Annotated in this window: 23 protein-coding genes; 12 read left to right on the top strand and 11 right to left on the bottom strand. The window is 69.0% G+C overall.

All coding sequences use genetic code 11. The features are described 5' to 3' along the window. Positions 1–37 precede the first annotated feature (37 nt). The 3 genes from ACLARN_RS18615 to ACLARN_RS18625 all read right to left on the bottom strand — a co-directional run bounded on the left by ACLARN_RS18615 (position 38) and on the right by ACLARN_RS18625 (position 3,429). Positions 38–577: a GtrA family protein gene (locus ACLARN_RS18615; protein ID WP_409492687.1), complete on the bottom strand. Its 540-nt coding sequence runs from the start codon at positions 575–577 to the stop codon at positions 38–40. 97 nt (positions 578–674) lie between these two features. Next, positions 675–1,175 carry a GtrA family protein gene (locus ACLARN_RS18620; RefSeq protein ID WP_409492688.1) on the bottom strand — a complete coding sequence of 167 codons (501 nt, stop codon included), beginning with the start codon at positions 1,173–1,175 and terminating at the stop codon, positions 675–677. A gap of 10 nt (positions 1,176–1,185) precedes the next feature. Then, the gene (locus ACLARN_RS18625) at positions 1,186–3,429 is read right to left on the bottom strand and encodes a sigma-70 family RNA polymerase sigma factor (protein WP_409492689.1); all 2,244 of its coding nucleotides are present in this window, start codon (positions 3,427–3,429) and stop codon (positions 1,186–1,188) included. A gap of 255 nt (positions 3,430–3,684) precedes the next feature. Between ACLARN_RS18625 and ACLARN_RS18630 the strand changes: the two genes are divergently transcribed. From ACLARN_RS18630 to purE, 5 genes are all read left to right on the top strand, one after another. Then, positions 3,685–4,557 (top strand): GGDEF domain-containing protein, encoded by an 873-nt coding sequence (locus tag ACLARN_RS18630; RefSeq protein ID WP_409492690.1) that lies wholly within the window; start codon positions 3,685–3,687, stop codon positions 4,555–4,557. 81 nt (positions 4,558–4,638) lie between these two features. Next, a complete protein-coding gene (locus ACLARN_RS18635; protein ID WP_409492691.1) occupies positions 4,639–5,997 on the top strand; it encodes a glycosyltransferase 87 family protein in 1,359 nt (452 codons plus the stop codon). Next, positions 5,972–7,177 carry a glycosyltransferase 87 family protein gene (locus tag ACLARN_RS18640; RefSeq protein WP_409492692.1) on the top strand — a complete coding sequence of 402 codons (1,206 nt, stop codon included), beginning with the start codon at positions 5,972–5,974 and terminating at the stop codon, positions 7,175–7,177. The genes ACLARN_RS18635 and ACLARN_RS18640 overlap by 26 nt, the downstream gene beginning before the upstream one ends. 13 nt (positions 7,178–7,190) lie before the next feature. Next, a complete protein-coding gene (locus tag ACLARN_RS18645) occupies positions 7,191–8,375 on the top strand; it encodes a 5-(carboxyamino)imidazole ribonucleotide synthase (protein WP_409492693.1) in 1,185 nt (394 codons plus the stop codon). 9 nt (positions 8,376–8,384) lie between these two features. Beyond that, positions 8,385–8,891, top strand: coding sequence for a 5-(carboxyamino)imidazole ribonucleotide mutase (gene purE, locus ACLARN_RS18650; protein ID WP_409492694.1), 507 nt, complete (start codon positions 8,385–8,387; stop codon positions 8,889–8,891). A 53-nt stretch (positions 8,892–8,944) separates the two neighbouring features. Here the strand turns inward: purE and ACLARN_RS18655 are convergent, their stop codons facing one another. After that, positions 8,945–10,594, bottom strand: a complete 1,650-nt coding sequence (locus tag ACLARN_RS18655) for a class I adenylate-forming enzyme family protein (RefSeq protein WP_409492695.1) — start codon at positions 10,592–10,594, stop codon at positions 8,945–8,947. 104 nt (positions 10,595–10,698) lie between these two features. Between ACLARN_RS18655 and ACLARN_RS18660 the strand changes: the two genes are divergently transcribed. Together ACLARN_RS18660 and ACLARN_RS18665 are read left to right on the top strand one after the other, a co-directional pair. Further along, entirely contained in the window at positions 10,699–11,871 is a 1,173-nt protein-coding gene (locus ACLARN_RS18660) for an acyl-CoA dehydrogenase family protein (protein WP_409492696.1), read from the top strand. 142 nt (positions 11,872–12,013) lie between these two features. Continuing rightward, positions 12,014–12,442: a hypothetical protein gene (locus tag ACLARN_RS18665; protein ID WP_409492697.1), complete on the top strand. Its 429-nt coding sequence runs from the start codon at positions 12,014–12,016 to the stop codon at positions 12,440–12,442. Here ACLARN_RS18665 and ACLARN_RS18670 read toward each other — a convergent pair. Next, a complete protein-coding gene (locus tag ACLARN_RS18670) occupies positions 12,390–12,848 on the bottom strand; it encodes a hypothetical protein (protein ID WP_409492698.1) in 459 nt (152 codons plus the stop codon). The genes ACLARN_RS18665 and ACLARN_RS18670 overlap by 53 nt on opposite strands. 196 nt (positions 12,849–13,044) lie before the next feature. Here ACLARN_RS18670 and ACLARN_RS18675 point away from each other — a divergent pair, with 196 nt between their 5' ends. Continuing rightward, positions 13,045–13,470 carry a DoxX family protein gene (locus ACLARN_RS18675; protein WP_125789921.1) on the top strand — a complete coding sequence of 142 codons (426 nt, stop codon included), beginning with the start codon at positions 13,045–13,047 and terminating at the stop codon, positions 13,468–13,470. A gap of 65 nt (positions 13,471–13,535) precedes the next feature. Here the strand turns inward: ACLARN_RS18675 and ACLARN_RS18680 are convergent, their stop codons facing one another. The 3 genes from ACLARN_RS18680 to ACLARN_RS18690 form a co-directional block, all read right to left on the bottom strand. Further along, on the bottom strand, positions 13,536–14,243 hold the full coding sequence (locus tag ACLARN_RS18680; RefSeq protein WP_409492699.1) for a TIGR03089 family protein: 708 nt from the start codon (positions 14,241–14,243) through the stop codon (positions 13,536–13,538). A gap of 9 nt (positions 14,244–14,252) precedes the next feature. After that, positions 14,253–15,569, bottom strand: a complete 1,317-nt coding sequence (locus tag ACLARN_RS18685) for an LCP family protein (RefSeq protein ID WP_409492700.1) — start codon at positions 15,567–15,569, stop codon at positions 14,253–14,255. An 89-nt stretch (positions 15,570–15,658) separates the two neighbouring features. Continuing rightward, complete coding sequence (locus tag ACLARN_RS18690; RefSeq protein ID WP_409492701.1) at positions 15,659–17,200, bottom strand: LCP family protein; 1,542 nt, start codon at positions 17,198–17,200, stop codon at positions 15,659–15,661. A 149-nt stretch (positions 17,201–17,349) separates the two neighbouring features. Between ACLARN_RS18690 and rfbB the strand changes: the two genes are divergently transcribed. Then, complete coding sequence (rfbB, locus tag ACLARN_RS18695) at positions 17,350–18,333, top strand: dTDP-glucose 4,6-dehydratase (protein ID WP_409492702.1); 984 nt, start codon at positions 17,350–17,352, stop codon at positions 18,331–18,333. 4 nt (positions 18,334–18,337) lie between these two features. Continuing rightward, a complete protein-coding gene (gene rfbD / locus ACLARN_RS18700) occupies positions 18,338–19,210 on the top strand; it encodes a dTDP-4-dehydrorhamnose reductase (protein ID WP_409492703.1) in 873 nt (290 codons plus the stop codon). A 76-nt stretch (positions 19,211–19,286) separates the two neighbouring features. On the opposite strand, the gene ACLARN_RS18705 is transcribed toward rfbD, so the two are convergent. The 3 genes from ACLARN_RS18705 to ACLARN_RS18715 are packed head-to-tail and all read right to left on the bottom strand — an operon-like array spanning position 19,287 to position 23,838. Then, positions 19,287–20,375 carry a glycosyltransferase family 4 protein gene (locus ACLARN_RS18705; RefSeq protein ID WP_409492704.1) on the bottom strand — a complete coding sequence of 363 codons (1,089 nt, stop codon included), beginning with the start codon at positions 20,373–20,375 and terminating at the stop codon, positions 19,287–19,289. Further along, on the bottom strand, positions 20,368–22,881 hold the full coding sequence (locus ACLARN_RS18710; protein WP_409492705.1) for a glycosyltransferase: 2,514 nt from the start codon (positions 22,879–22,881) through the stop codon (positions 20,368–20,370). The genes ACLARN_RS18705 and ACLARN_RS18710 overlap by 8 nt, the downstream gene beginning before the upstream one ends. Before the next feature lie 33 nt (positions 22,882–22,914). Beyond that, positions 22,915–23,838: a glycosyltransferase family 2 protein gene (locus tag ACLARN_RS18715; RefSeq protein ID WP_409492706.1), complete on the bottom strand. Its 924-nt coding sequence runs from the start codon at positions 23,836–23,838 to the stop codon at positions 22,915–22,917. A gap of 19 nt (positions 23,839–23,857) precedes the next feature. Here ACLARN_RS18715 and ACLARN_RS18720 point away from each other — a divergent pair, with 19 nt between their 5' ends. Then, a complete protein-coding gene (locus ACLARN_RS18720; protein WP_409492707.1) occupies positions 23,858–24,916 on the top strand; it encodes a glycosyltransferase family 4 protein in 1,059 nt (352 codons plus the stop codon). A gap of 67 nt (positions 24,917–24,983) precedes the next feature. Next, positions 24,984–26,144, top strand: coding sequence for a glycosyltransferase family 4 protein (locus ACLARN_RS18725; RefSeq protein ID WP_409492816.1), 1,161 nt, complete (start codon positions 24,984–24,986; stop codon positions 26,142–26,144). Positions 26,145–26,206 lie beyond the last annotated feature (62 nt).

The raw sequence follows: 26,206 nt of genomic DNA on the forward strand, positions 1-26,206 counted from the left end.
GATGACCCTAAACAATCACATGTCTTCTGACAAGTACTTATCGGAGGGGGACGACGTCGTCATCCTGCTCGTCGCTGTCCCGGCGGCGTTTGCCCAGCTCATCCGGGAAGACCCACTTCTTGAAACCCCAGAAGCGGAAGAACATCGCCAGGACCATGCCGATGATCGACCCGCTCGTGAAGTCCGCGAACTCCTGGACGAACCGCGTCACGTGCGGCACTTCGAGATCGAAGAAGTACCGCGACGTGTAGAGCGGGATCAGGTTGACCACCACGGCGATCCCGCTGATCACGAAGAAGAGCGCCGCCTCGTGATGCCGCTCGCGGCCGCCGCGGGTCCGGAAAGACCATTCGCGGTTGAGGATGTAGGACACGATCGTCGCGACGATGATCGCGATCGCCTTCGCCGTGGTCGGCTTCGACTCCAGCACGCTGAGCTTCAGCAGGTACCAGACCCCGTTGTCGACCAGGAACGTCGTGCCGCCGACGATCGCGAACTTCAGCAGCTCGCGGTGCTTGATCAGCACGGATCGGAGCGGCTCGGGCGTCCGGGAAAGGACGGATTCGACCACGGTCACCCGACCAGTCTAATTCGCGCGGCCCGTCCAACGGGTTGGCAGGGCATTGTCGGAGCGTTATTGGACACTTTGGGCGATTCGAAAACGCCCACCCGGGTCAGGCCGCTGACTCGTCCCGGTCGCCCGACGAGCGCTGCCCGCCGCCCCGCAGCAGCCGCGGTCGCGCGTCGGCGTCCGGGAACACCCACTTCTTGAACGACCACCAGCGGAACGCCGTGCCGAGCAGTGTCCCGATGATCACGCCGCTGACGAAGTCGGCGATCTCCTGCGTCAGCAGCCCGACATGCGGCTGTTCCAGCTTGAACACGTACCGCGAAACCACCTGCGGAAGCGCGTTGAGGCCGAGTGCGATCGCGCTGAGCAGGAAGAAGAGCGCCGCTTCGTGGGCCCGTTCACGACCGCCACGGGTGCGAAAGGACCATTCACGGTTCGCCACGTACGAGAAAACGGTCGCCACCAGGACGCCGGTCACCAGCGCGGTCACCGGTTTCTCGGTCAGCACCGTGAACTTCAGCCCGTACGTCACCGTCATCGTGATGACGAAACTCGCGCTCCCGACCACGGCGAAACGCAGCATCTCCCGATGCTTCCCCAACATGAACGGCACGCTACTGGAAAATACGGTCGACTATCCCGTGGGGCTCCGTGGTCGGCTTCGACTTGCCCGGCCGCGGCGGCGCGCTCGTGGTCGCGGCCGGCGGGGCCGGCTCCTGCTTCGCGGGCTCCGAATGCGTCGCGGACGGCACAGGTTTCTTCGACGGAGAAGGCCACCCAGGCCGCCCCGGCTTCGTCGTCTCCGAAGTGGCCGGAGGCTTAGAAGTGACCGAAGGCAGCGAAGGCACCGTGGTCGGCGGCAGCAGCGAGGTGTCGTCACACCAGTGGTGCCAGCAGCCGAAGTAGACCGCGACCGGCTTCGCCTTGGCGACGCCGAGAGTGGCGTTCACCGTCAACGGGACATTGTTCGCTGGGCGACCCTTCAACCGGACCAACAGGCTCACCTCACGCCCCGGGGCCAGTGAGCCGCGTGAAGTGCACGACGCACCTTCGCCAGTCGGGTGGCACGGAACGCCGGAAAAGCTCCACGAGTAGAGCAGGCGGTGGTCCAGGGTGATCGTCACCGGCTTCGTCGTTTTGCCCGTGTTCGTCACACGGATCGTCACGAACGGGTTGCGGTTCCACGGCAACGCCGACAGCCCGTCGCTCTTGGCAGTCAGCACGAGGTCGTCCGGCGGCGCCGGCACCTTGACCTTCACCGCGATCGACACCTTGATCTGCGCGCCAGCCATCACCGATCCGGTCACCGTGCTGCCGTCCACGGCCGTGTCGTCGGCGAGTAGCCGGAACGTCAGCACCGCGGACTGTCCCGGTTCGAGTCCGGCGCCGGTCCGGCAGGTCACCGTGCCGGTGCCGCCGGGGCAGTTCACCGCGATCGTGGCGGGTCCCGCCTGCTGGCGGAAGCCGCTGACGCCCATCCCGCCACCGCCGCCGGCGGCGGGAACGGCCTTCACGCCCTTCGGCAGGTTCAGCGAGACCGCCACGGGCTCGGACTTCGAGCCACCATCGTTGCGCACGGTGATCGGCATCTTGGTTTCTTCGCCTGGCTGGAGCTGGACTCCACCGGGCGGGGTCGACGCCGTCATCACCGGCGGTGACGGGATCGTCGGCGACGACGCGGGCGGTGGCTGAGTGGGCGGAGGTTGCTGAGTGGGAGGAGTCGCGGAGGGCTCGGCCGGAGAAGGTGCCACCGGAGGCTGCTGCTGAGCGGGAGGCACGGGCTGCGCGGGAGGCACCGGTTGCCCCGGCGGGACCTCGGGGTTGGGAGTGGGTGCCACGGCGGGCGGCGGGACGGCCGCGGCGGCCGGGATCTCTTGGGTGCCGCCACCGGCGGCGAGCGCCACCGCGACGGCGGCGACGATGGCCGCGCTCGATCCGGCCACTCCGGCGAACTGGCGCGGTCCGCCAGCGGCGGCACCGGCCGCACCGCCCGAACTCGAACCCGCGGCGGCGGTCGTCGCGACCGCGGTGACCGCGCCCGCCTTGCCTGCCCCGGTGGTGGCCAGGTATCCGAGAGCCGCGCCACCGAGCACGATCGGCGCGATGATCCCGCGCAGACCGCCGTTGATGTCGGCCAGTTCCGCGGCCAGCGCGCGGCATTTCTCGCATTCGTCCAGGTGGTTCTCCACCTGGGCCCGTTCACGTTTGGACAAGCCGTCGCGGGTCCACGCGCCGAGTTTGTCCGCACTCGCGCGACAGCGTTCGCCGGAGTTCTCGGCCAGGTGCACCTGCAGATACGCCTGCCGCAGGCCTTCACGGGCCCGGTAGGCGAGCGCGGAGACGCCGTTCGCGGTCAGCCCCAGCAGCGGCGCGACCTCGGCGGGGCTCTGCCCCTCGATCTCGGTGTGCCACAGCACCGCCTGCCACCGCTCGGGCAGCCGGGTGAACGCCTTCGCGGCGAGCGTGCGCTCGAGCCCGGCGACGGCGGTGTCGGAGAAGGGGACCGTCAGTGCTTCGCCGACGGCACCGCCGACGTCGGACATGTCCTCGTTGAGATCGAGGCGCTTGTCCTTGCGCGTCTTGTCGTAGGCGGTGTGCCGGAGCGCCGTCAGCAGGTACGCGCGGAACGCCGTGTCGGGACCCTTGCCGCCGCGCAGCGTGTCCAGCACCTTCGCGAAGGCTTCCGAAACGAGGTCGTCGGCTTCGGAACTCGACCGGGCGAGCTGGCGGGCGAGGTTGTGCGCCGCGGCGGCGTGACGTTCGTAAAGCGTTCCGTAAGACGCGATCTTCCCGTCACGCACCTCGGCGATCAGCTCGGCGTCACTCTTACCGGTGAGATCGGCGGGAACGGTGGACACGGGACTCCTTCATCAGCGGGTTCGGTGCTTCTACTCGTTAAACGCCCGAACACGCTCAGTGTGACGGACCACGCGACGTACGTCACCTTGCGGTCCCGCCGATGACCCGGAGGGCCCAACGGCTTCACCCGCGCCGGGTTACCGAAGAGTTCGGAAAGATCCTTGAAAAACGCCGTCACGCCGGGCGCGGACCATCGTCCCCACCGTGAAGCGATCGCAAGATCGAAAAGATCGGGACGGAAGGGGCGGTGGCCAGTGGACGTACCGGCGACCGGTGCGCCGTCCGGAGGACCCGACGGGCAAGCCGCCTGGAACCGGTTCGAACGAGATCGTTCTCTCCGCGCCCTGCGGGCTCGCTGGCGGACCGCCAGTCTGGCCGCGGGCTGGCGTTTCCCCAGTGACTGGGGCCTCCCCGAGGTCGACGCCGTCTGCGCGGCGGTGATCAAGAACGGCCGGACCGTCACCGTCGACGTGGCGGAAACCGCCCTCGCGGGACTGGGCAGGGCACGTGCCGCGGCGGGTGCCGGACTGGCCGAGACGCTCGCGGATCTCGCGGCGTTGCACGCGGTGCTCGCCGATCCGGACGCGGTGGACGGTTTCATCGCACCGGATGTCGACTCCACGCCGTCCCGGCTACTCCGGGTGACGGCGCTGGCGTGGGCGGACGTGGCGACCGATCAGCTCGTGAACACCGAAGTCACCGAACCGCTCACCGGGCTGCCCACGGCCGCGTACCTGAGGACCCGGTTGAGTGAGCTGTACCGCCTGGCCCGCCGCGAGGAGCGGCCGGTCGCGGAGGCGCACACCCTGCTCGTGGTCTCGATGGACTTCAGTTCGGTCGCGGGCTGGCCACGGCTGACCGGGATGATCCTGGTCGCGGACGCGCTGAAGCAGGTCTTCGACGGCGGCGAGAGCGTCGCCTCGCTCGGCCCGTCGGTCGCGGGCGCGCTGGTGCCGAAGGACGGGAGGCTCGCTTCGTCCGGTGTCGCGCTGCGGCGGGCGCTCAACGAGCGGCTTTCGGTGGACGCCCAGCTGCGGGACACCGGCCGTCCGCAGATCTCGGCCGTCCGGCTCCCGGCGACCTACGACCAGGCGTGCGATCTCCTCGGCTCCCTCGCGCGGTCCTGAACCGGGGTAGCGCAAGACGTTCTCCAGGTCACGGGCGACCCTGTCGACGTGCGACGACCCGGTTCATGATTTCCTGTTTGCGTGACCCGGACTGTTCCCGCCGACGCGAACGGCGACGTATCGGCGAGCCGCCCGCAGCATCGTCTCTCGTTGCGCCGCTCGCTCGCTCGCTTGTCCGTCCGGCCGAGATCGATCCTGATCCTTTCGGTGATCCCGCTGGTCGCGATCGGTTTCGGCATCTGGGGCTGGCAGCACGAATGGGTGCTGGGCGTGGACAGCGCGGTCTACCGCGCCGGCGCCCTGACACTGCTGAACGGTGACCCGCTCTACGACTCCAACACTCTTCCGGTGGAACCGTGGTGGGCGCTGCTGCCGTTCACCTACCCGCCGACGGCCGCTCTGCTCTTCATCCCGCTCGCGCTGGTCCCGACGCAGGTCGCCTGGGGGCTCCTGACCGCGGTTTCGCTGCTAGCGCTGGCGCTGTGCGTCCGGATCGCGATCGGCGCGCTGCCGAAGCCGTCGACCGACGGACCCCGCTGGTGGGCCTCGCCCGCCCGGTCGACGATCGCGTTCTTCCTGGTGTTCCTCGGTCTCGAACCGGTGTGGCGCACGATCTTCCTCGGCCAGATCAACATCATCCTGATGGCGCTCGTGATGCTCGACATCCTGGTCATCGGGGCAAGGGGCAGCCGCTGGGGCGGAGTGCTGGTCGGCATCGCGGCCGCGGTCAAGCTCACCCCGATCGTCTTCCTGGGGCACCTGTTCATCACCGGCCGCCGCATGGACGCCATCCGCGGGCTCGTCACCTTCGTCGTGATGCAGGGCCTGATGTTCCTGATCATCCCGCACGACGCGGCGCGCTACTGGACCTACACGCTGCCCGACACCGGCCGCATCGGCCCGGTGCACTGGGCGGGCAACCAGTCTCTGAACGCGTTGATGAACCGCTTCACCGAGCTCGCGCCCTGGGCGTCGAAGGCGGCGATGGGGATCGGCGCGCTGCTTGCGATCCCTGCGATCTGGCTGGTGCTGCGCTTCCACCGCAAGGGCCAGGCGCTCGCGGCGATGCTCGTGACGGCGTTCTGGATCCTGCTGATCTCGCCGATCTCCTGGACGCATCACTGGGTCTGGGTGGCACCGCTGGTCGTCCTGCTGGTCTCGCGCCTGCCGAAGACCACGCCCGCCACCGCGTGGAAACGCTGGCTGGGCACGTTCGCGGTGTTCTTCGTCTTCATCAGCTGCGTGCTGCTGATCCTGCCGAACGGCCGCAACGTCGAGCTGCACTGGAAGGTGTGGGAGAACATCCTCGGCAGCGCGTACATCCTCATGCCACTGGTACTGGCGCTCGCGCTCGCCGGACGCTGGTGGTATCTGCGCCGGAAGCGGCGTACGGGAGCCGGGGACGACGGCGAGCATGCTGAAGTCGCGACCGGCGGCTGAGCCACGGCTCGTCGGGGTCGCGCTGGCGGGTGCGCTCGCCCTGGCGATGCTCACGCTGGGCGTCGTGGCCTGGCTCGGCGAATGGCATCTCGGCGCGGACAGCGCGGTTTACCGCGCCGGTGCCCTCACCCTGCTGAAGGGTGAACCGCTCTACACCCGCGAGGCACTGACGACACTGCCGTCGTGGGTGCTGCTGCCGTTCACCTACACCCCGGCCGCGGCGCCGTTGTTCCTGCCGCTCGCGATCGTCCCGGCCGGGCTGACCTGGGGAGTCGTCGGCGCGCTCTCCCTCGTCTGCCTGAGTGTCGTGATCTCCGTGGTCACCCGCGCCTGCGGTGCCCCGATCACCCGGTGGTGGGTTCTGCCGCTGGCGACGGCGGGCGCGCTGGCGCTGGAGCCGGTCTGGAAGACGATCTTCCTCGGCCAGATCAACCTCATCCTGATGGCGTTGATCGTCCTCGACGTCCTGGTGCTTTCGGCGCGCGGTTCACGCTGGGCCGGGGTACTGATCGGGATTTCGGCCGCGATCAAGCTGACGCCGCTGATCTTCGTGCCGCATCTCCTGTTCACCGGCCGCTGGAAGGACGCGCTGCGGGCGCTCGGCACGTTCGTCGTGCTCGAAGCCGTGATGTTCGCGGTGATCCCCGGCGACGCGTTCCGGTTCTGGACGGAATCGGCGACCGACCCCAGCCGGGTCGGCTCCGTGCACTGGATCTTCAACCAATCACTCAACGGGCTGGTGAACCGCGCTTCGGAACTCGCGCCGTGGTCGCTGACGGTGGCCATCGCGGTCGCCGCCGTCCTGGCCGTCCCCGCCGTCTGGCTGGTCGTGCGCCTGCACCGCCGCGGTGACCCGGTCGGCGCGCTGCTGGTCACCGCGTTCTACGGACTGTTGGTCTCGCCGGTGTCCTGGTCACACCACTGGGTGTGGACGGTGCCGCTGCTCGTCCTGCTCGTCCTCCGCCGATCGTGGGTTCCGGCCGCGGGTGTCGCGGTGCTGTTCGCGAGCGGCGTGATCATGTTCGTGCCCAACGGCGGGGACACCGAGTTCGGCTGGGGACCGGGCTGGTCGCTGGTCGGCAACGTCTACGTGCTCGCGGCTGCGATCGCCATCACAGGACTGGCCGTTCGGGAGCTGCGACGCGGGTCCGCCCAGGTCGCGGCGGTGGCGGCCAAGTAATCTCCACACTGTTATGGACAAACGAACCGGTCTTCCGATCGTGGGCATGGTGGGCGGCGGACAGCTGGCCAGGATGACCCACCAGGCGGCGATCTCCCTCGGCCAATCCCTGCGCGTGCTGGCCGCCGGGGAGAACGAATCCGCCGGCCTCGTCGCGGGCGAGGTAGTGCACGGGCATCACACCGACCTCGAAGCGCTGCGCTCGTTCGCCGCCGGGGTCGACGTGCTGACCTTCGACCACGAGCACGTTCCCGGCGAGCACCTGCTGACGCTCGCGATGGAAGGCGTCACCATCCGGCCCGATCCGGCCGCGTTGTCGATGGCGCAGAACAAACTCGTCATGCGCGAGATGATGGCCGGACTCGAGATCCCCGGCCCCGAATTCGCCGAAGTGTCCTCTGTGGACGATGTGATCACCTTCGGTGACAAGCACTCCTGGCCGGTGGTGCTCAAGGCGGCGCAGGGCGGTTACGACGGCCGCGGCGTCTGGATGCTCGACACCGCGCAGCAGGCGCGCGAGACCGTGCCCGAACTCCTCGACGCCGGAACTCCTTTGCTGGTCGAGGAAAAGGTCGTCATGCGGCGCGAACTCTCCGCACTGGTGGCCCGTTCGCCGTTCGGACAGGGCGCGGCGTGGCCGGTGGTGGAGACCGTGCAGTCCGGCGGGATCAACACCGAGGTGCTCGCGCCCGCGCCGGGCCTGAGCTACGCGCGCACGCAGGAGGCGCAGGACCTCGCGCTGCGGATCGCCGCGACGCTGAACGTGACCGGGCTGCTCGCCGTCGAGCTGTTCGAGACCGACGAAGGCCTGCTGGTCAACGAACTCGCCATGCGCCCGCACAACTCGGGACACTGGACGCAGGACGGCTCGCGCACCTCGCAGTTCGAGCAGCACCTGCGCGCCGTGCTCGACTACCCGCTCGGGGCGACCGATCTGATCGCGCCCGCCTGCGTGATGGCGAACGTCCTCGGTGCCCCCGAGGCCCCCGCAATGGGGCCGGACGAGCGGCTGCACCACCTGTTCGCGCGGTACCCGGACATCCGCGTCCACTTGTACGGCAAGGGAGAGCGTCCTGGCCGCAAGCTCGGTCACGTCAACTTCGTCGGCGAACGCATGGAAGAGCTGCGCGACCGTGCGCTGCTCTCCGCGCACTGGCTTTCCCACGCCGTCTGGCTCGACGGCTACGAGATTCACTAGGAGTTGAAGATGTCGCCGCAGGTTGGCCTGATTATGGGCAGCGATTCGGACTGGCCGACGATGGAAGCGGCCGGGCAGGCGCTGGCCGAGTTCGGCGTCGAATACGAGGTCGGCGTCTACTCGGCGCACCGCACTCCGCAACGGATGCTCGACTACGCGACTTCGGCCGCTTCGCGCGGTGTGCGCGTGATCATCGCGGGTGCCGGTGGCGCCGCGCACCTGCCCGGCATGGTCGCGTCGGCGACGGTGCTGCCGGTGATCGGCGTGCCCGTCCCGCTGAAGTACCTCGACGGCATGGACTCGCTGCTCTCGATCGTGCAGATGCCCGCCGGTGTCCCCGTCGCGACGGTTTCCGTTGGCGGGGCACGGAACGCGGGCCTGCTCGCGGTGCGGATCCTCGCCGCGTCCGACGAAGGACTCCAGGCGAAGATGGCTCGGTTCCAGGCGGACCTCGAGCAGCTCGTGCTCGACAAGGACGCCGCACTGCGCTCGAAGGTCGCGCAACCCGGCACCTGATTGCGGTGGTTCGATGACCGAACCATCGCAAGTAGGTGCCGAATTGCGTGGCGTTAGTCGGCGAGTTGCTTCCGTAGTTCTCGCTTCAGTACCTTCCCGGCGGCCGAAACCGGGATCTGGTCGACGAAGTGGATCGCCCGCAGTCGCTTGTACGGCAGCACGCGCTCGCTGACCGCGTCCATGAGCTGGTCCGCGGTGACGTTCTCGTCGCTGCGGACCACGAACGCGACCGGCAGTTCGCCGACCTCGGTGTCCGGTTTGCCGACGACGGCCGCCGCGGATACGCCGGGCAGGGTGATCAGCAGCTCTTCGAGCTCGCGCGGGAAGACGTTGTATCCCTTGTACAGCAGCATGTCCTTCTTGCGGTCCACAATGGACAGGTAGCCCTCCTCGTCGAGGACGCCGATGTCGCCGGTGTGCAGCCAGCCGTCGACGAGTGCGGCCACGGTTTCTTCGGGGCGGTTGCGATAGCCGGTCATCACCTGTGGCCCGCGCAGGCACACTTCGCCGCGTTCCCCGGACGGCAAGGGATCCTCGCCGCCTTCTGCCGCGACGATCTTGATCTCGGTGTCGGGTAACGGCAGGCCGACCGAGCCGACCTTGCGGGTGGCGGAGCGATAGGACGGCGCGATGACCGCGCCCATGGTGACCTCGGTGAGGCCGTAGCCCTCGATGACGAGCACGCCGGGGAAGCGGTTCTGAAGGGCGCGGATCATCTCGTGGTGCATCGGCGCCGCGCCGGAGCCGATGGTCAGCACCGAGGACAGGTCGGCCGTGTGGAACGCGGGGCACGCGAGCAGGGCGGCGAACAGTGCGGGCGCCCCGCCGATGGTGGTGACGCGCAGCATCTCGGCGTCGGCCACGTACGCGGCCGGGTGGAAGCGGTCGTGGAGGACGATGGTGCCGCCGTCGAGCAGCGGGACGTTGAGCGCGGCGATGGTGCCCATGGCGTGGAACCACGGCGTCAGGTTGAGGGCGATCCCGGTGCCGATACGGGACGGCCATTCGTCCGGGCCGCCGAACTGCTCGACGATCACCTCGCCTGACGCGTCGAGCGCGGGCACCGCGCCCAGCCGCCAGCAGGAGCTCTGGAGGCTGTTGACCACCACGTTCCGGTGCGGCAGGCAGACACCTTTCGAACGACCGGTGGTGCCGCCGGTGTACGCCAGATGGGCGAGATCGCGGTAGATGTCGATCTCCACGTCCGGTCGTTCGTCGGAGTGACCGGAGTGAAACTCGGTAAACTCGACTTCACCTTCGTTCAGTGCCTCGGGCGGGTGAACGACGATGCTCAGCCGGACCGAGGTCCGGTCACGGATCGAAGCGAGCACGCGCGCGACCGGGCCGACGGTGACGGCGGCGACCGCCCCCGCGTCGGCCAGCTGGGAGGCGAGGTCTTCCGGCGGGAGCAGGGGGTTCGCCGGGCTGAAGGCGGCACCCGCGAGCAGCGTCCCGTAGTACGCGACCGGGTACGCCAGGCAATTCGGCAGGTGGAGCGCGACGACGTCGCCTCTTCCGATGCCCTCGGCACGCAGCGCGTTCGCGAACCGGCAGGCCGCGCTGTACGTCTCGGCGAAGGTGAGGCTCTGGTCTCCGTGGGCGAAGGCCGTGCGGGAGCCCCAGCGAGCAGCGGCGCCGGCCAGCACCGAGCCGACCGGGACCTCGGGGTAGTCGAGCGACCGGGGGAACGGGGTGAGCTGCATCACTCGAACGTACGGACTTTGCGGTCAAGGACACAAGCACTCGCGATGTCGCGGAATGTGAACGAGCGCTAACATCGATCGAACTCTCATTCGCGTTAGAAGAGGTGACAAAGGTGTCTGACGGCCCGGGTCTGTACCAGCTTGCCGAGGAGCACGAAGAGCTGCGGGCCGCGGTCCGTGCCCTGGCGGAAAAGGAAATCGAGCCGTACGCGGCCGAGGTCGACGAGGACGAGCGCTACCCGATCGAGGCGTACAACGCGCTGGTCAAGTCGGGTTTCAACGCCGTCCACATCGAGGAGGCCTACGACGGCCAGGGCGCGGACGCCATCGCCGCCTGCATCGTGATCGAAGAGGTCGCGCGCGTCGACGCGTCGGCGTCGCTGATCCCGGCGGTGAACAAGCTGGGCACGGTCCCGATCATCCTTTCGGCGTCGGAAGACCTCAAGAAGCTGGTGCTGCCGTCGATCGCCTCCGGCGAGGCCTCGGCGTCGTACGCCCTTTCGGAGCGCGAAGCCGGCTCGGACACCGCGTCGATGCGCACCCGCGCGAAGCTCGACGGTGACCACTGGGTGCTGAACGGCACCAAGTGCTGGATCACCAACGCGGGTGAATCGTCCTGGTACACCGTGATGGCGGTGACCGACCCCAACGCCGAGAAGAAGGCCAACGGCATCTCCGCCTTCGCCGTGCACAAGGACGACCCCGGCTTCACCGTCGGCTCGAAGGAGCGGAAGCTCGGCATCAAGGGCTCGCCGACCCGCGAGATCCACTTCGAGAACTGCACCATCCCGGCCGACCGCATCATCGGCGAGCCCGGCACCGGCCTGAAGACCGCGCTGCGCACCCTCGACCACACCCGCCCGACCATCGGCGCGCAGGCGCTGGGCATCGCGCAGGGCGCACTCGACGCGGCCATCGCGTACGTCAAGGAGCGCAAGCAGTTCGGCAAGGCGATCGCGGAGTTCCAGGGCGTCCAGTTCATGCTGGCCGACATGGGCATCAAGATCGAGGCTGCCCGGAACCTCGTCTACGCCTCCGCCGCAGCGACCGAACGTGGCGACAAGCGCGGCGGCTACATGGCCGCGGCCGCGAAGGCGTACGCGTCGGACATCGCGATGTCGGTGACGACGGACGCCGTCCAGCTCTTCGGTGGCGCGGGCTACACGCGCGACTTCCCGGTGGAGCGCATGATGCGCGACGCGAAGATCACCCAGATCTACGAAGGCACCAACCAGATCCAGCGCATGGTCATGGCACGCGCCCTGCTCAAGGGCTGAGGTCTCCTAGCGCATTCCGCGTGAAGGCCCCCTTCCCTCGACTCAGCCGAGGGAAGGGGGCCTTCACGCGCTTGGGGTGTGCGTCGGTGAGATGCTTCACGGAAGTACGGCGATCATGGGCCGACGGTGTCACTCTCGAAGGATGTTCTGGTCCGCTCCGGTGTCGTGGACACCGCACGACGAGGCCGAGCTGATCGCCGGCTGGCGGTTGTGGCTCGAGCTCGGGGATCGCACGTGGCCGTCGGCCGCGTGGGACGGGACGGCGGCCGACGTCGTCAAGCCGCTGCGTGAGCTGGTCGCGGCCTGTGACGAGATCGAGACGGGTTACCGCAAGGCCGTCGACGAGCCCTCCGAGGAGTTCATCCGGATCATCCAGTTCCTCGTGTGGACCGTCAGCACGGTGATCGAGCTGTGGGCCGACGACGAGGTCCCGCTCGACGCCGAGCGGATCGCGTTGCTGCACGCGGATCTGGCCGGGTTCGCCGAGCAGGCCGAGCGGGTGCTCGCGGTGCTGGCCGTCAGCGGGGGCTGGACGGGCCTGGCCTCGGAGCATCGGCGGACGGATCGCTGAGCGATTCCGGTTTCTCGACCCAGGCGAACCGCGAGCCCGCGAGGTGGTCGTGCAGCGGACGGGCCAAGGTGAGCAGAATGATCGGCTCTCCGAAGGGATCTTCGCCGGGCGCGATCTCGTAGCCGACGTCGACCACGGACTCCTCGCGCTCGTCCGATTCGACTTCGTGGTGGGTGACGCCGTCGTCGATCGACCACGTGCCGCCGAGGGTGCGGTGAAATCGCAGAACCAGGTTCCCCGTGGTGGACGCCGTCCACGTGTAGCGGGAGACCGAGAACTCGGTGCTCCAACTCGACCAGTAGAGCCATCCGGAGCCGTCAGCGCGGAACGTCAGGTCGACGGACTCGACGTCGCTCGGATGCAGGATTTCATCCGACCAGAGGCCGGTCAGTCGGTCGTCCGTCACGGAGGGGATTCTGCCCGTCGGGAGCGCCGTACGGGGGAATAACATCCACGAGCTTCCACAGAGGACATGCCGCCGTCCGGGTCCGGTTCCTGTCGGGTACCTGTCGATCACGCTCCGGAGGTGCCGTCGGAGGCGCTCGGTGCCTTACCGTGATCCCGGTAAGTTGAATATTCACCGACCAGAAAGCTGATACCCGATGTTCGCTCGTTTCAAGGATGTCGCCCTCCTGCTGGGCCGGATCGGTGTCGGTGTGGTCTTCCTCGCACACGGCCTGCAGAAGTGGGAAAACGGGATCGACGGCACCGCGAAGTTCTTCGAGCAGACAGGAATCCCGCTGCCGACGCTCGCGGCGATCTTCGCGATCGCGGTGGAGATCGTGGGAGCCATCTTGTTCATCGTCGGCTTCTTGACGCCGCTGGTGGGCCTCGGCTTCGTCGTGGTTTCCGTCGGCGCGCTGCTCTCGGTGCACCTCGACAACGGCCTGACCGGCCAGGGTGGTTACGAACTCGTCCTCGTCCTGGCGGTGGCAGGGCTCGCGCTCGGCTTCAACGCCGGAAAGCTGTCGCTCGACCACGTGCTCTTCGGACGCAAGCGTGAGGCGAAGCAGCTTCAGGACGCCTGATCCGCGCCTGTTATGAACGGACCTTTCATAACAAAATTTGTTATAAAAGGTCCGTTCATAACACTTCAGGGGAGAAGATCCGCGGTCGTTCGTTCGGCTTCGCGCCGAGAAGCGAGCTTGGCCGGATCGGCGTCGGTCACCTGGACCAGATGCGCACCGGCCGCGAGCGGCGTCAGGAACCCCGAGAGAATCCCTTCCTCGCCCACCCACTCCACAGTGGACAGAACGCGATCGGCCGCGGTCAAGCCCGCCGCAGAAGCGCGCGAGCGGGCTTCGGCCAGCACTTCGTCCACAGTGGACGAACCCAGCGCCGGAGTGTCGCCAGGAATGGGCGACAGCGGGCTGAATTGGTCGCCCGAGAGCCGCGCTTCGGTCAGGTAGTCCAAGACGCCGTCGGGCACGGAACCGGCGGGCAGCCCGAGGCCCATCGGGTGCAGTGAGACGACGGCCGTCGCGGCCGCGTCGGAGACGCCGCCCGGCGCGATGAACGCCACCCGCGCTCCCGCGGTCTCGGTCACCACCCTGGCACCGCACCACCACGCGCCCAGCAGGACACCGGCGGTCTGCCAATGCGGCGGCAGTACCACGGCGACCTCGTCGCCCGGTTCGACGTCGAACTCGTCGACCAGCCAGTTCGCGGTCTTGGCCGCCCAGTTCACCGTGGTCGCCACGGACAGTTCGACCCGGCTGCCCTGTTTGTCGTCGTAGTGCGTGATCAGCGGTTTCGCGGGCGACCCGAGCAGGGGCCGCAGCAGCAGTTCGGTGAGGCTCACGCCCCAACGCTAGTTGACGCAGGGAACGCTCGACGCGGCGAGCAGGGGAGCCGCGCCGGAGGCCCCGCCACCACCGCCCCGGCCCACCAGGCCGGTGACGAAGGTCCGCACGGCGGCGGGGTCGATCTCGACGATGCTCTGGCCGTCCGCGCTGCGGCCGTTGATGTTCACCACCGGGATGGTCGTGAACGTCAGGTCGCCCGACGCGATCCCCTTCGCCTGCTGCGCGAACTCCAGCAGGTCCAGGCCCTCGTCCAGGACGATCGACCGGCGCACGACGTCCGTCAGGCCCGCCATCGTCGACGGGCTGGTGAGCGTGCCCGCCGAGAGCACCTGGTTCAGCGCCGAGGACAGGAAGGTCTGCTGCCGCACGATGCGGTCGAGGTCGCCGCGCGGCAGGTTCTTCCGCTGGCGTACGAAGGAAAGCGCCTCACCGCCCGAGACGGTCTGCTCGCCGCGCCGGAAGTTCGCGCCGGAGTCCTTGTCCTCGGTGGAGTGATTGAGGCAGACCTTGACCCCGCCCAGCGCCTCGGTCAGCAGGTAGAACCCGAGCAGGTTGACCTCGGCGTAGTGGTCGATGCGGATTTGCGTCAGGTCCTGAACGGTCTGGACCAGTGCCTTGCGACCCTCCTGGTCGGAATCGCGTTCGAGTTTCGCCTGGTCGGGCTCACCGCGGTGCGCGTTCGCGTAGTTGGCCTTCGCGACGCCGTACGCCGAATTGATCTTGTTCGGGCCGCGGCCGGGGATGTCGGTCCAGGTGTCGCGCGGAATCGAGATGCCGGACGGCTTCCCGCCGTTCTTCGGAATGCGCAGGATGATGATGGTGTCGGTGTTGACGCCCGGCTTCTCCTCGGTGCGCAGCTCCTTGAGGACCTTGAGCGGCAGCGGATTGCCCTGCGCGTCGGTGCGCGCGTCGCTGCCGACCAGGAGGATGTCGTTCGCGCCGTCGTCGGCGGGCGGCGCGGCGGGATCGTCCGCCTTGCTCAGGGCGTTCGTCGTGGGGACGTTGTTCTGCAACTGGTCCTTGGTGACGTACGCGTAGCCCGTCGTGCCGAGGGCGAGCAGCGACACGAGGCCGAGTGCGATCCGCCGGGTGATCCGGCCGGCGCGGCGCAGCGGGCGCTCAGGCACGGCGAGCACGCCCGAGACTGCGTCGTCCTCGGGTGGGGCGGACGGCTGGGGGAGCGGGTTCCGCGGGTACGGCGTCGGGACGAACCGGGGCTCTTCGTCACTCTCGGTGTCCGAGTTGGTGTCTTCCTCCGGCTTTGGATCTTCCGCGTCCAACTGCTCAGAACGCTCACCCGCGTCCTTGTCCTCGCTGTCCATCCCTGCTCACCTCCCCTGGCGTGCCCGCTGATCCGATCGTAGGAGAAGGCTAGGCCACCGCGAGGTCGGCCACGCTGAGTACCCGGCCATTAATTGACGCAGGGCACATCGCCCGCGACGATCGGCGTCGTCGTGGGTGCCGCCGGAGCGCTGGAGGGCGGCTGAGCGGGCTGCGAGGGGGGCGACGTCTTCGACGGGGCCGTGGCCGGGCCCCCGGCGGACGCACCCTTGAAGTCCTTGCCGAGCAGGACCCGCACCTTGCCCGGGGCGACGTCGCGATCCGCTTCGGCCTGGACCGCGGTGCCGAAGACCTGCTTGATCAGGGCGAGCGCGTTCTCGTCACCCGGCGCGTACCGGACGACCGTGGAGTTGCGGGTACTGAGCTTGGTGTCGGCCGCGAGCTTGAAACCCTTGCCCTGCAAGAGATTCCGTGTCTCAGTGGCCAGGGTGGGGGAGCCGGACCCGTCGAACAGTTCGACGGTCACCGCCTCCGCGCCCGGCAGCTTGGCCGAGGTCTCGACGGGCGCAGTCTGCCCGTCGGAGGTCAGGCGGGTGACCTCGGCCTGCACCTGTGCCGGGTCCACCCGGAGCACGGCGGCGCCGCCGATCGTCGCGTCACCCTGGGTCGGGATCGTGTGGAACTCGACGTTGCCGCTGGTCAGCCCGCGCATCTGCGCGGCGAACTCCGGCAGGTCCCAGCCTGCCGACAGCACGACCGACTTCTTCACCGCGTCGATGAGGTCCGCGATCTTCACCGGGTTGACCAGGACGTCGGAGGACAGGACTTTGTTCGCCAGCCCGGACAGGAAGGCCTGCTGGCGCGCGATCCGGTCCAGGTCACCATTTTGCAGGTCGTACCGCTGGCGGACGAACGCGAGCGCCTGGACGCCCTCGACGGTCTGCCGCCCGGCGGGCAGGTCGACGCCGGACTTCCGTTCCTTGACCGGCCCGTTCAGACAGACCTCGACGCCGCCGATCGCCTTGGTGATCTCGTAGAAACTCGACAGGTTCACCTCGGCGTACCGGTCGATCATCTTCGGCTTGCCGATGAACTTCTCCAGCGTCGCGATCAGGTTCTTGCGGCCCGCGTCCTTCGCCTTGGCGTCGACGTCCTTGAGATTCGAGTTGCCCTGCTGTTGCAGCGTCTTCGACGTGTCGTTGTAGGCGTACACGTACGCGCTGTTGAGCTTGTGCTTGCCGAAGCCGCCGGTGATCTCGACCCACGAGTCGCGGGGGAAGGAGATCGCGGTCGCCTTCTTACCGTCCTGCGGGATGTGCACGAGGATCATCGTGTCGGTCTGGCGCTCACCGTCGGAGACACCGGCGTGCAGCATGTCGAGGACCTCGCGCGGCAGCGGGTTGCCCTGCGCGTCGGTGCGGCTGTCCTGGCCGACGAGCAGGATGTCGATCGCGCCGTCCAGCGGTTTCGCCGGCGGGTGGCCGTTGTCCTCGAAGATGTTCGTGGTCGCGAAGCCCTTAGACGGGTCGCCGATGAACTGCCAGCCCCACCAGGTCAGCGCCAAAATCGTGATCGAGACCAGGCTGAACACGACCTTCACCCCACGGCGGGCGAACACCACGACGCCGCCGTTCCGGCGCGCCGGAATGGGCGGCCCGGGCCACTCGGTCACGTGCCGTCCTCCACGAATCTCCCCAGGGCACACGCGTGCCACTCCCACAACTCTACTGATCCCTGTGTTAGACGTCCGTAGGCTGGTGGAAGGTTGCCCCGGTCGTGCACACTCGGCTGGTCCGGAAGTCGTAAAGGGAGGATCGCGGGATGCGCGTGCTGGTCACCGGAGGTGCCGGATTCATCGGCTCGCACTACGTCCGGCAGGTGCTGAGCGGGGCGTATCCGAGTCTTGCCGACGCCGAGGTGGTCGTACTCGACAAGCTGACCTACGCGGGCAACGAGGCGAACCTGGGGCCGGTGAGCAAGAACCCGCGCTACCGGTTCGAAAAGGGTGACATCTGTGACGCCGCCCTGGTCAGCGAGCTGATGCGGGGCATCGATCTGGTCGTCCACTTCGCCGCCGAGTCCCATGTGGACCGTTCGATCACCGGGGCGGCCGACTTCGTGCTGACCAACGTGCTCGGCACGCAGACCCTGTTGCAGGGCGCGCTCGAAGCCGAGGTCGGGAAGTTCGTCCACGTCTCCACCGACGAGGTCTATGGCTCGATCGACGAGGGATCCTGGACCGAAGACCACGCGCTGGAGCCGAATTCGCCGTACTCGGCGTCGAAGGCGTCCTCGGATCTGTTGGCACGCTCCTTCTTTCGCACCCACGGCCTGCCCGTCTGTATCACCAGGTGCTCGAACAACTACGGTCCGTACCAATTCCCGGAGAAGGTCATCCCCCTCTTCGTGACCAACCTGCTCGACGGCAAGAAGGTCCCGCTGTACGGCGACGGGCTCAACGTGCGTGACTGGCTGCACGTGGACGATCACTGCCGCGGTATCCAGTTCGTCGCCGACGGTGGCAGGCCGGGCGAGGTCTACAACATCGGCGGTGGCACGGAACTGACCAATCGTGAGCTGACCGGGCTGCTGCTGAGCGCCGTCGACGCCGATTGGGAGAGTGTCGAGCCGGTCGAGGACCGCAAGGGGCACGATCGCCGGTACTCGGTCGACATCGGCAAGATCTCGAAGGAGCTCGGCTACACGCCTCAACGGTCCTTTGAGGACGGTCTGGCCGACACGGTCGCCTGGTATCGCGAAAACCGGTCCTGGTGGGAGCCGCTGAAGAACCGTGCGGGGGCGTGAGAAGTTGCTGAGCATTCTCGTGCCGGGCGGCTCCGGTCAGCTGGGGCAGGACATCGCCGCGCTGGTGCCGGACGCCACGACACCGTCGTCGGCGGAGCTGAACGTGCGCGACACCGGCCAGATCGTCGCCGCGGTGACCGAACTGGCGGACCGCGCACGCGCGGCCGGGACGTCGCCGGTGGTGATCAACGCGGCGGCCTACACCGCGGTGGACGCGGCGGAAACCGATGAGGAGCGGGCGTTCGCGGTGAACGCCGACGGCCCCCGGGTGCTCGCCGCGGCGTGCTCGTCGCGCGGAGTGCCGCTCATCCATGTGTCGACGGACTATGTCTTCGCGGGCGACGCGACTTCGCCGTACGAGACCGGTGACCTGCTGGGGCCGCTCAACGCGTACGGCCGGACGAAAGCGGCCGGTGAGGACGCCGTTCTCGGGTCGGGGGCCCGTTCCTGGATCGTGCGGACGTCCTGGGTGTACAGCAAGACCGGGTCGAACTTCGTGAAGACCATGGCGCGGCTGGAGAAGGAGCGCGACGAACTGTCCGTTGTGGACGATCAGACCGGTTCGCCGACGTGGTCCCGTGATCTCGCCGCCGGGCTGCTGGAACTGGCCGGGAAGGTCGCTTCCGGACAAGGGCCGTCGCAGCGGCTGCTGCACTGCTCGGGTGGCGGATCGACGACGTGGTGCGGATTCGCGCGCGCGATCTTCACGGAACTCGGCGCGGATCCGGCGCGGGTGAAGCCTTGTGCGACGTCGGAGTTCCCGCGTCCGGCGGTGCGTCCGGTGTACGGGGTGCTGTCGAACGCTTCGTGGCGCGAGGCTGGCCTGACGCCCCTTCGGGACTGGTCCGATGCGCTGAAGGCCTACTTCGCTTCCTGACCCCGTCGCGTTTCGTCCTCTAGTTGCGGTAGTTGCGCACGCAAGTACCGCAACTAGAGGACGAAACGCGGGCGGTCTAGTGCTTGGTGCTCGCTTGGCGGTAGGCGGCGACGGTGAGTTCGGCGCACGCGCGCCAGGTGAAGTTCGCGACGTGGGCGCGGCGCGCGGCCGAGGTGGCGACGGCGTGCGGGTCGCTGACGGCGATCCGCAGGGCCTCCACGAGACCGTCGACATCCTCGTAGGGGACCAGGCTCGCGCAGTTCCCCGCGACCTCGCGCAGCGCCGGGATGTCCGTGCACACCACGGGAACGTCCGACGCCATCGCTTCCAGCACCGGGAGCCCGAAACCCTCGTCGCGCGACGGCAGCACCAGCGCGCTCGCCCCGGCGACGACCCGCCGGAGGTTTACGTCCGACAGGTAACCGACATGCCGCGAACGTGAGCTCACCGAGAACGTGCCGGGGCCGACGAACACCAGTTCCGGCAGGTCCGGCGCGGCCTCGTGTGCCTGCTGGAGCCAGTGAAGGCCCTTGCGGGGCCCGGGCGCGCCGGCGAAGAGCAGATACTTGTCCGGAAGGCCGAGTTCCTGGCGGCGTTCCTTGTCCGGCGGGCGCGCGGTGAACCAGGCCGGGTTGACGCCGAGCGGGGTAACCACGATCTTGCGGCGGTCGACGTCGAGCCGTTCGGCGATCTGGTCGGCGACGGCGTTGGTCGGTGTGCAGATCACGTCGGAGAGCCGGGCTCCCCGGCGGACCAGCCGCGGGAGTTCGTGATCGCTCGGCGCGAGTTCCTCGGGAGCGTTCAGAAAGGCCAGATCGTGGATCGTCACCACACCTGCCGCACGGAACCGGCCAGGCAGGACGAAGTTGGTGCCGTGCACGACGTCCGTCGGCCCGGCGAACAGTTCCACCGGCGGCAGTTGCGAATGCAGCCAGGCTTTGCGCAGCAACCGCGCCGCCACGGGCATTCCCCGGGCACGGACGCCGTGCGGGAGCACGTGCCGCAGCCGCCGCCAGCCGCGCAACGTGAACGCGACCGCACGAGTGTCCACTTCGGACATCGAGGCCAGCTCTTCGGACAGTGCGACCGTGTACCGGCCGATACCCGTCCTAGCACCGAGAAGCGGGGTCCCGTCGAGCAGGACGCGCAAAGGGCGGTCAGCCACGGCCGAGCCTCTGCTTGGCGACCTTGACCACGCGGCCGCCGACGCGCCGCACGAGTTCCTTCGGTCCGCCGTCGGCGAGGTACTCGCGGATCAGGTCGACGTCGCGGCGCAGCATTTCCTTGCCCCGCACCGGCGCGGTGACCACGAGGTCTTCCGAACCGGGCAGCCGGTCCGCGGCGGGCCGCGGGTTCCGGCAGAACTCCACCAACGGTTTCAGTGCTTCCGGCCAGGCGTATCGCTGGGCGACGGCGGCCATCCGCTCGACGCAGCCCGCCGCGAACTCCTCGTCGTACAACGCCTTTTCCAGCGCGTCGGCCAGCGCGTCCACGTCCTCGGCCGGGACGACGACGCCGAGCCGTTCCTCACGGACCAGGTCGGCGAACGAGTCGCCGTCGGTGGTGACGATCGGGAGCCCGGCCCACAGGTAGTCCAGCACCCGGGTGCGGAACGCGAACGTCGTCTCGACGTGCTCGTAGTGCGTGGTGACGCCGCAATTCGCGTCCAGCAGCCAGTTCTGGCGCTCCTCGTACGGCACCCACTGCTGGTTGAAGAACACGTGCTTGCCGGTGAGCCCGAGCGTGTCGGACAGCAGCATCGTCCGCGCGCCGATGTCCATCTCGGTGACCTCGGGATTGGGATGCTTCATCCCGAGGAACACCAGTCGGACGTCGCCGCGGCGCTGTCGCAGCCGCTCGATCGCGCGGACCAGGGTGAGCGGGTCGAACCAGCTGTAGACCCCGCCCGCCCACAGCACGACGTGATCGGTCTCGCCGATTCCGTCCAAAGTGGACCGGAGGCCGGGGCCGGTGCGGACCGGTGCGTTGGGGGGCAGGCCGAACGGGACGATCGAGAGCAGCGACTGGGTGGTCGGGTCGGCGTCGTACAGCCGCGGCGAGAGCCTGCCCATCGCGGCGAGGTGCCCGAGCCAGAAGTGCCGCTGACGTTCCGACGCGCACAGGAAGAAGTCGCCGCGTTCCAGTTGCGCGTCGAGGACCTTGGTGACGCCGATGAGGTCGAGGGCGCGTTTGTCGTCGGGGACGCCCTTGCCCTGTTCGAGCAGTTCCAGGTGCATCGGGTCGTACAGATCCGCGACCACGATCTTGTGCGCGTACTGCTTTTTGAGCGAAGGCGCGAGTTCCAGCACGTGGCCTTGCAGGACGATGATGTCGGCCCAGGCGATCGGGGCTTCCAGCTCGCGCCGGGTCGCCGCGCTGACCTGGAACGGCGCGGGCGGCGGGTCGGCGAGGGGGTTGACCGTCACCAGATGGACGTCGTGTTCGGCGGCGAGGGTCGCGGACATGTTCCACGCGCGGATCGCCGGGCCCGCCATCCGCTCGGTGATCGCGTCGCCGGTGATCACCAGTACCTTGCGGCGCTGTCCGAAGAGCGCGTCGATACCGAAGGTCTCGACCAGGATGTCGTGCGCCGCGAGGTAGCGCGGCAGCGGGTAAGCGGGCTCCAAAGCCTTGCGCAACAAGGGAAGCAGGTCGGCGTCGGTACGGACGCGGGCGGCCTGCTCGGCGGCGCGAGACTCGGCGAGCGACGGCAGTAGTTCGACGAATTGGTCGATCGCCAGCACGCCGGCCAACGTCGTCCGCGGTACCTCGACCGGACCGGTTTCGGCCGGCCCGACGCCCTTGGCGAGGTCGAACTGTGTGGCGTCGAGGTCACCGCGCGCGGTCGCCCGTCGGACGGCCAGTGCCAGCGCGGCAGGCAGCGCTCGCGACAGTGTCTCGTCGGAGAGGTTCTTGTACAGCGCGGCCAAAGCGTTGCGCTCCAGCAAGAACGTCTCGCGGCCGGAGTCCGGAGCGTCCACTGTGGACATGGTGGCGTGGTGCTTGTGGTAGGTCAGCGATTCCGGCACGTACCGCACGCGCCAGCCGCGCAGGTTCAGCCGCCAGCCGAGATCGACGTCCTCGTAGAACATGAAGAACCGCTCGTCGAATCCGCCGAGTTCGGCGAACACCCCGGCGCGGACGAACATCGCCGAACCGGTCGCGAACAGGACGTCCTTGGCGATCTCGTGTTCGGCGGCCGGGACGTCGGCCAGGGGGCTGCCCGCGTGCCGCTTGTAGCCCATGCCGAACCAGGTCAGGCCCGCGTCGACGAAATCGGTGCCGGTGCCGTCCCAGTCGAGGACCTTGCTGGCCACCGCGGCGACCGTCGGCTGCGCGCGGAGTTCCGCGACGGCCGTGCCGACCCAGCCGGGCGCCGGGCGGGCGTCGTTGTTGAGGAAGGCGAGGACGGTGCCGGTGGCGTGCTTCGCGCCGAGGTTGCAGCCGCCCGCGAAGCCGGAGTTCACCGGCGACTCGACGAGCTTGACGCCCGGGGCCGCCGCCTTGATCTCGGCCACGTCGGTGCCGCCGGAGGCGTTGTCGACGCAGATGACCTCGAGGTTCGGGTAATCGTGTTCAGCCAGTGCGCGCAGGCAGGTGACGGTGTCGGCGGCCCCGCGATAGTTCACCACGATCACCGAGACGACCGGTTGCGTTTCCGCCTGCGCCAAAGTCGTACTCCCTGCTACTCGAATGGCCCAAGCTTAAAGCCCGGCCCACGCGTCCCAGACCGCGCCTCGGCCGAGTGCCGTCCGCCGCCCGATGGCCCGCCGCTCGAACAGCGTGCGCGGCAGGCGGGCAGCGACGGCGCCCAGCACGCGACACCGGACGCTGAGACGGAAGTTCGGCGCGGTTGGTTTCCCCCGGAGAGGAAGTACCGCGGTGAGCGCGGCGAACTTCACCATCTGGCGGATCGCTACCGGGCGTGGAGCACACCGGAGGAGGGTCAGCAGGCGATTGCGTTCATTCCACAGGTGGAACTGGACCGAACCGGGCTGAGTGCTCGCGCCATGCTGGTGGGTGACCTCGGCGTCGGCACTGACGACGTCCCAGCCCGCGAGCCGCAGGCGCCACGCGGTGTCGGTGTCCTCGTAGTAGCAGAAGTAGGAGGCCGGGACGCCGCCGACGGAGCGGAGCGCCTCGACGTTCAGCACGGCCGCGCCCCCGCAGAAGCCGAAGACCTCGCCGGTGGGTTCCGGCAGGTCGGCGCCGTGGCCGTCGGCGGTCAGGCGGACGCCGGTGGACTGGACGGTCCCGTCGGCCAGCGTCAGCCGGGCACTCACGGCCGCGGCGAGCGGGGCTTTCGCGAGGGTGTCTTCGCAGTTCGCGAGCCATTCCGGGGTGGGCGCGGCGTCGTCGTTCAGCCACGCCATCAGCGGAGTGTCCACTTTGTCCAGTGCGGCGGCCATGGCACCCGCGTAACCGGTGTTGCGCCGCAGCCGGAGCACCTCGGGCTTCGACGGGTGGGCGGCGAGGAGCGCGGCCGTTCCGTCGTCGGAGGCGTTGTCGACGACCAGGGTGCGGTGCGGACGGGATTGCGCCGCGAGGGCGTCGAGACAATCGGTGATGTGCGCGGCGCCGCGCCAGGTGACCACGACGACGGTGGTGCTGGGCTCGGCGGCGGTCATGCCAGAGAGAATAGAGACCATGCCCGAACTGGTCGTGCTCGCCGAGCAGCTGCTGGCGCCCGTCCCCGGCGGGACCGGCCGCTACACCGGCGAGCTGCTGCGGGCGCTCGCCGAGACCGCACCACCGGGTTGGACGGTGTCGAGTGTGGTCGCGCGGCATGCCGACGTCGACGCCGCTGTCGTCGACGGGGTCGAGGGGCCGCGGATGCTGCCCGTCCCGCCCCGGGCGCTGATCGCGGCCTGGCAGCTGGGCCTGCCGTGGTGGCCGGGCGGCGACGCGGTCCACGCGCCGACACCGCTCGCGCCCGCCCGCGTGCCGAAGGGGCGGACGCTGTCGGTCGCGGTGCACGACACCGTGCCGTGGACGCATCCCGAGACGCTGACGCCGCGCGGAGTCTCGTGGCACAAGGCGATGATCGCGCGGGCCGCGTCGCGCGCGACCGCGCTGACCGTGCCGACGCGAGCGATCGCGGACGAACTCGCGGGGCTGGTGCCGGTCTCGGTGCCGCTCAGCGTGATTCCGCACGGGGTGCGGCCGCATACCGAGTTCGCCGAGGTCGCGCTGCCCGAGCGCTACGTGCTGGCGATCGGGACGATCGAGCCGCGCAAGGGCGTCGACGTGCTGATCGACGCCGTCGGCCGGATCGGAGTGCCGCTGGTGCTGGCCGGGCAGCCGGGCTGGGGCGGGATCGACCCGATGGGGCTGGCGCGCGAGCACGGCGCGGACGTCCGGCTGCTGGGGAAGGTGAGCGACGCGGAACTGGCGTTCGCGCTGCGGGGCGCGTCCGTGCTGGCGATGCCGAGCCGGGCGGAGGGGTTCGGGCTGCCGCTGATCGAGGCGATGGCGGCGGGGGTGCCGGTGGTGCACTCGGCCGTCCCGGCTCTGGTCGAGGTCGCCGGGGGAGCGGGCGTCGTCGTACCGGTGGGTGACGCGCAAGCGCTTGCCGATGCCCTGCGTGATGTCTTCGACCATCCGGAGCGAGCGGCAGCGCTGCGTGACAGCGGTCTCAGCCGTTCGAGTGACTTCACCTGGCGGCGTGCCGCTTCCGCTGTTTGGGCCCTTCACCTGCGTCGTTAGTTTGTCGGTTCCCCACCACTGGGGCGTGGTGCCGTCGTACTCTGCGAGGGTGACCGATGACCCTCGCGTGCTGATCGACGCGACAGCCGTCCCGGCGGACAGGGGTGGCGTCGGTCGCTACGTGGATTCGCTGGTCGCGGCGCTGGACACGGACGGCGCGCGGATCACGGTCGTCTGCCAGCCGCGGGACGCGGTGCTGTACGACCGGCTGGCGCCCGGGGCGCGGATCGTGCCCACCTCGCCGTCGACTTCGACCCGGACCGCGCGGCTGACCTGGGAGCAGGCGACGTTGCCCCGGCTGGTCCGTCGGCTCGCCGCCGACGTCGTCCACTCGCCGCACTACACGATGCCGCTGGCCAGCCCGGCCGCTTCGGTGGTGACGCTGCACGACGCGACCTTCTTCACCGACGCGATCCTGCACTCTTCGGTGAAGGCGCGCTTCTTCCGCGCCTGGACCGCGACGGCGCTTCGGCGCGCGACGCTGTGCGTCGTGCCGAGCATCGCGACGGCGGCCGAACTGGAGCGCGTCGGTCAGGTACGGACAGCCGAGCTGGAGATCATCCACCACGGCGTCGAACCGGATCGATTTCATCCGCCTTCGCCCGCCGAGATCGAAGCCGCGCGAAAGGCCGTCGGACTCGGGAAGACACCATACGTCGCCTTCCTCGGCGCGCTCGAACCGCGCAAGAACGTGCCCGCGCTGATCCGCGGCTTCGCGCACGCCGTGATCGGCAGGCCGAACCCGCCGGCGCTGGTGCTGGCCGGTCAGCCGGGCTGGGATTCGCAGGTCGAGCGGGCGCTGGACGCCGTGCCGCACCGGCTGCGGGTGATCCGCGCCGGATATCTGCCGTTCGACACGCTCGCCGGTTTCCTCGGCGGCTCCGAACTGGTCGCCTACCCGAGCCTCGGCGAGGGGTTCGGGCTGCCGGTACTGGAGGCGATGGCGTGCGGCGCGAGCGTGCTCACGACACGGCGGCTTTCGCTGCCGGAGGTCGGCGGGGACGCGGTCGCCTATTGCGGTGTCGGCGCCGGGGACGTCGCCGCGGCCATTTCGGAACTGCTCGATGACCCGTCGCGGCGGGCGGAGCTGGCCGAAGCCGCGCAGCGGCGGGCGAAGGAATTCTCGTGGGCGACGACCGCGGAGCGTCACCGGGAGGCTTACGCGAAGGCTTGGCACCGGCAGGCGCAGCGGGCCCCAAGTACAGGATGGGGTCCTTCAGGGCGCTGAGGTACATGAAGGGGGCCTTCATGTACTGCCTCGGGCAGGCATGAGGGAGCAGGGGACCTTTG

Source organism: Amycolatopsis sp. cmx-11-12 (assembly GCF_046269425.1).
Classification (GTDB): domain Bacteria; phylum Actinomycetota; class Actinomycetes; order Mycobacteriales; family Pseudonocardiaceae; genus Amycolatopsis.

Excerpts from the sequence above, each read along its gene's own strand:
- ACLARN_RS18620 (WP_409492688.1), bottom strand. The coding sequence starts at position 1,175 with ATGTTGGGGAAGCATCGGGAGATGCTGCGTTTCGCCGTGGTCGGGAGC.
- ACLARN_RS18640 (WP_409492692.1), top strand. The coding sequence starts at position 5,972 with ATGCTGAAGTCGCGACCGGCGGCTGAGCCACGGCTCGTCGGGGTCGCG.
- ACLARN_RS18645 (WP_409492693.1), top strand. The coding sequence starts at position 7,191 with ATGGACAAACGAACCGGTCTTCCGATCGTGGGCATGGTGGGCGGCGGA.
- purE (WP_409492694.1), top strand. The coding sequence starts at position 8,385 with ATGTCGCCGCAGGTTGGCCTGATTATGGGCAGCGATTCGGACTGGCCG.
- ACLARN_RS18655 (WP_409492695.1), bottom strand. The coding sequence starts at position 10,594 with ATGCAGCTCACCCCGTTCCCCCGGTCGCTCGACTACCCCGAGGTCCCG.
- ACLARN_RS18665 (WP_409492697.1), top strand. The coding sequence starts at position 12,014 with ATGTTCTGGTCCGCTCCGGTGTCGTGGACACCGCACGACGAGGCCGAG.
- ACLARN_RS18675 (WP_125789921.1), top strand. The coding sequence starts at position 13,045 with ATGTTCGCTCGTTTCAAGGATGTCGCCCTCCTGCTGGGCCGGATCGGT.
- ACLARN_RS18685 (WP_409492700.1), bottom strand. The coding sequence starts at position 15,569 with ATGGACAGCGAGGACAAGGACGCGGGTGAGCGTTCTGAGCAGTTGGAC.
- rfbB (WP_409492702.1), top strand. The coding sequence starts at position 17,350 with ATGCGCGTGCTGGTCACCGGAGGTGCCGGATTCATCGGCTCGCACTAC.
- ACLARN_RS18715 (WP_409492706.1), bottom strand. The coding sequence starts at position 23,838 with ATGACCGCCGCCGAGCCCAGCACCACCGTCGTCGTGGTCACCTGGCGC.
- ACLARN_RS18720 (WP_409492707.1), top strand. The coding sequence starts at position 23,858 with ATGCCCGAACTGGTCGTGCTCGCCGAGCAGCTGCTGGCGCCCGTCCCC.